A 4,306-nucleotide genomic window follows, 5' to 3' on the forward strand; every position below is an offset into this window, starting at 1 on the left:
ACAAAATTCTGGCCGATCGCCATATCGTCGAAGTGATAGCGGAACGGATGCTTCTCCTCGACCACGGGCGCGCCCTTGGTCCAGCTTCCGGTGATGCCGGCCAGCATGGTGGGTGAGCCCTGCAGGGCGGTGCGCTGCATATAGTGCTGCAGGCTGCGAATGCCGCCGAGCTCCTCGCCGCCGCCGGCGCGGCCGGGGCCGCCATGCACCATCTGCGGCATCGGCGAGCCATGGCCGGTCTGCTCTTTGCCGCAATCGCGATCGATCACCACGAGACGACCATGGAAGCTGCCGATCCCGAAGGTGACCTCGGCGGCTGTCTTGATGTCGTGGGTGTAGAGCGAAGCGACGAGGCTGCCGCCGCCGCGATTGGCGAGCGCGATGGCGTCGTCGAGCCCGTCATAGCCCATCACGGTGCAGACCGGGCCGAAGGCCTCGATCTCGTGCACGCTGGTGGCGCGGCGAGGATCGGCGCAATGCAGCAGCAGCGGCGGCACGAAGGCGCCGCGTTTGGCATCGGCGCCCTCCACGGTGAAGTTGTCGGGATCGCCGGACACCAGCTCGGCTTCGCCGCGCAGCGTTGCGACATGCGCCAGCACATCGCGGCGCTGCGCGAGGCCGACCAGCGAACCCATCCGGACGTTTTCGAGTTCGGGATTGCCGATGACGAACTTGCCGAGCCGTTCGCGTAGCGCGATGATGACCGCGTCGACATGACCCGCGGGCACCATGGCGCGGCGGATCGCCGTGCACTTCTGCCCGGCCTTCACGGTCATCTCCTTGACGACCTCTTTGACGAACAGGTCGAATTCGGGCGTCCCCGGTGCGGCGTCGGGCGCGAGGATCGCGGCGTTGAGCGAGTCGCGTTCGGCGATGAAGCGCACGGCCTCGCGCGCAATCACCGGATGACGCTGAAGGGTTTGTGACGTCTCGGCCGAGCCGGTGAACGACACCACGTCTTGGCAGGTCAAGTGATCGAACAGATCGCCCGTCGAGCCGACGACGAACTGGAACGCGCCCTCGGGCAGGATGCCGGAGTCCGCGATCATGCGCGCGAGTGCATGCGCGACGTAAGCGGTGACGGTCGCCGGCTTGGTGACGACGGGGACGCCGGCGAGCAGAGCCGGTGCCAGTTTCTCCAGGAGGCCCCAGCATGGGAAGTTGAACGCGTTGATATGCACGGCGGCGCCATGTAGCGGCGCGCTGATATGCCGGCCCGCAAAGGTGCCACCCTTCGACAACGGCTCGATGCCACCGTCGAGCAGGAAGGTCGCATTCGGCAGCTCGCGGCGGCCCTTGCCGGCATAAGCGAACAGCGTGCCGATGCCGCCGTCGACATCTATCATGTTGTCGATGCGGGTGGCGCCGGTCATGAAGGACAGCTTGTACAGCTCATCCTTGCGCTCGGTGATCTGCTGGCCGAGCTTCTTCAACAAGTCCGCGCGCTGATGGAAGGTCAGGCGGCGCAGCCGGGGGCCGCCGACGCTGCGCGCATAGTTCAGCACCTGCTTCATATCCAGGCCGCCGCTCGACGCCTGCGCCACCACATCGCCGGTGACGGCGCTGGCGATCTCGATCAGGTTTGCGGTCGGGGCAGCCCATTGTCCTTGAACGTAGCTCTGGAGTTTCATGAGACTGCTCTCTTGCTGGAGGAGTTGGATGCCGGAGACATCTGGCTATTTGCGGCGCGCCGCCGAGCGTTTCGGCGCGATGACAGGCGCGGCAATGAGGTCGCGTGTGCCATCGGCGATCAACTTGGTGACGAGATCGGCATAGTCGGCCCGGCTGAACGGGCCGCTGGCCCGGAACCAGAGATAGTGCCAGTTCAGCATGCCGAACAGCGACATCGTCACCGGCTTCAGCATGGTCGTATCCTTGATCTGCGGCGCGACGCCGAGGACGGCAGAGGAGAACACGCGCACCAGATCGCGCTCCATGTTCTTCAGCACGGTCTGCCGTTCTTCGGAGAGGAAGCGCATGCTGCTGATCTGCACGCTGTGCTGGGAGTCGGCGTCGCGGTAAGCCTCGAGCAGAGCGGCGACGAGATTGCGCAATCGCTCCTGCGGCGGCAGATCGGGTTGGTCGGCGGCTTCGACGACGTGGTTTGAGGTCTTCGAGATGGACGCGAATGACGTCGAACAGCAGTTCGTCCTTGTCCTTGTAGAAGTGATAGAGATTGGCTTTCGACACGCCGCAGGCTGCGGCGAATCTTGGTCATCGAGGGGCGGTCGTAACCGAATTCGGAAAACAGTTCCCCGAGCGATCGAGGATCGCTCGGCGTTTGTCTTCGTAATTATTGGCGCGAGGTCGTGCCATGTTGACTCGAAGTCCTTTGAGATCTAGCCCCGCGGCCGACGGTCGAGGATACGTCGCGCCTTGCCGACGGAGCGTTCGATGCCGTCGACGTCGAGAATGACGACGCGGGAGGAGACGCCGATCGTGTCCTTGATGGCCGATTCCAGGCGCGTGGCGGCAGCCTGGCGGGCGACGGGATCGGTGAAGTCGGGACGCGCCTCGACGTGAACCTCCATCTCGTCCATGCGGCCCGATCGCGTCAGCACGATCTGGTAGTGCATCGACAAGCCCGGAATGTTCAGCAGCTTTTCTTCAATCTGGGTGGGAAACACGTTGACGCCGCGCAGGATGATCATGTCGTCGCTGCGGCCGGTGACCTTCTCCATCCGTCGCATGCTGCGCGCGGTGCCGGGCAACAGGCGCGTCAGATCGCGCGTCCGGTAGCGGATGATCGGCATCGCTTCCTTGGTGAGCGACGTGAACACCAACTCGCCTTCTTCGCCATCGGGCAGCACCTTGCCGGTGAAGGGATCGATGACTTCCGGATAGAAGTGGTCTTCCCAGATGTGCAGGCCGTCTTTGGTCTCGACGCACTCGCTGGCGACGCCGGGGCCGATCACTTCCGACAGGCCGTAAATATCCACGGCATGCATGTCGAAGGCTTCCTCGATCTCCTCGCGCATCGCATTGGTCCACGGCTCGGCGCCGAAGATGCCGACGCGCAGCGACGATTTGCGCGGATCGAGACCCTGCTTCCTGAATTCATCGAGGATCGCCAGCATGTAGGACGGCGTCACCATGATGATGTCGGGCTTGAAGTCGTTGATGAGCTGCACCTGGCGTTCGGTCATGCCGCCGGACACGGGGATCACCGTGCAGCCGAGCCGCTCCGCACCGGCATGGGCGCCGAGGCCGCCGGTGAACAGGCCGTAGCCGTAGGCATTGTGCAGCTTCATCCCGGCGCGTCCGCCGGCGGCGCGGATCGAGCGCGCGACCACATCGCTCCAGATCTCGAGATCGCGCTTGGTGTAGCCGACCACAGTAGGCTTGCCGGTGGTGCCGGACGAGGCGTGGATGCGTGCGACATCCTTCTCCGGCACGGCGAACATGCCGAACGGATAGTTGTCGCGGAGATCCGCCTTGGTGGTGAAAGGAAAACGGGCGAGATCGTCCAGGCTCTTCAGATCATCCGGGTGGATGCCGGCGGCGTCGAATTTGGCGCGATAATGCGGGACGTTGTCGTAGGCGTGGCGCAGCGACCATTTGAGCCGTTCCAACTGCCAGGCGCGCAGCTCGTCGGTGGATGCGGTCTCGAAGCGGTCGAGCTCGGTCGGCTGCGGCGTCAGTTGGTTCAGCTTGCGCAACGGCATCTGCAACATGGGGCTCTCCCGGATCGTTTTTCTTATGAGTGTTCCGCCGGCGTGCCGCCGAGCAGCTCGCCGGAAATCGTGCGCGAGTGGCCGCGGAATTCGGCGACCACCACGTTCTTGCTGTCGCGCACCGTGACGTCGTAGATGCCGCCGCGCCCGGCCTTGGCGCGCTCAATGGCATGTGCGGTCAGCGTTTCGCCGGCCGCCACCGGCCGCATGAAGGTCACCGCGCATTGCTGCGCGACGGTGCGCTGATTGTAGCTGTTGCAGGCATAGGCGAAGGCCGAGTCCGCCAGCGTGAACATGAAGCCGCCGTGGCAGATGTCGTGGCCGTTGGTCATGTCCTTGCGGATCGGCATCGACAACACCGCTTCGCCCGGCGCGATGCGGACGATCGACATGCCGAGCGCCTTGCTGGCGCGGTCGTCCCGCCACATGGCATCGGCGCAGGCCTGCGCGATGTCCTGAGCCGAGAGGGTGTTGCGCGCGTCCATCACTGCCTCCCGACAAACTTCGGCGCGCGCTTTTCCATGAAGGCAGTGACGCCTTCGGCATAGTCGGGCAGGCGGCCGGCTTCGCCCTGCAGATCGCGCTCGAGGTCGAGTTGCTGATCGAGGCTGTGGTTTCGGATAGATCGAGGC

At 64.7% G+C, this 4,306-nt stretch carries 3 protein-coding genes and 1 pseudogene; all 4 read right to left on the bottom strand.

All coding sequences use genetic code 11. The features are described 5' to 3' along the window. Positions 1–1,631 (bottom strand): phenylacetic acid degradation bifunctional protein PaaZ (gene paaZ, locus I5M_RS12930; protein ID WP_022721785.1); only part of this gene is annotated, 1,631 nt, incomplete at its 3' end. A 45-nt stretch (positions 1,632–1,676) separates the two neighbouring features. Continuing rightward, positions 1,677–2,316: pseudogene (locus I5M_RS34420) on the bottom strand (TetR/AcrR family transcriptional regulator). 23 nt (positions 2,317–2,339) lie between these two features. Next, the gene (paaK, locus tag I5M_RS12940; RefSeq protein ID WP_022721786.1) at positions 2,340–3,674 is read right to left on the bottom strand and encodes a phenylacetate--CoA ligase PaaK; all 1,335 of its coding nucleotides are present in this window, start codon (positions 3,672–3,674) and stop codon (positions 2,340–2,342) included. Between the two features lie 23 nt (positions 3,675–3,697). After that, positions 3,698–4,159, bottom strand: coding sequence for a hydroxyphenylacetyl-CoA thioesterase PaaI (gene paaI, locus I5M_RS12945; RefSeq protein WP_022721787.1), 462 nt, complete (start codon positions 4,157–4,159; stop codon positions 3,698–3,700). Positions 4,160–4,306: the final 147 nt, after the last annotated feature.

Origin of the sequence: Rhodopseudomonas sp. B29, from assembly GCF_000333455.1 — a bacterium.
Classification (GTDB): Bacteria; Pseudomonadota; Alphaproteobacteria; order Rhizobiales; family Xanthobacteraceae; genus Rhodopseudomonas.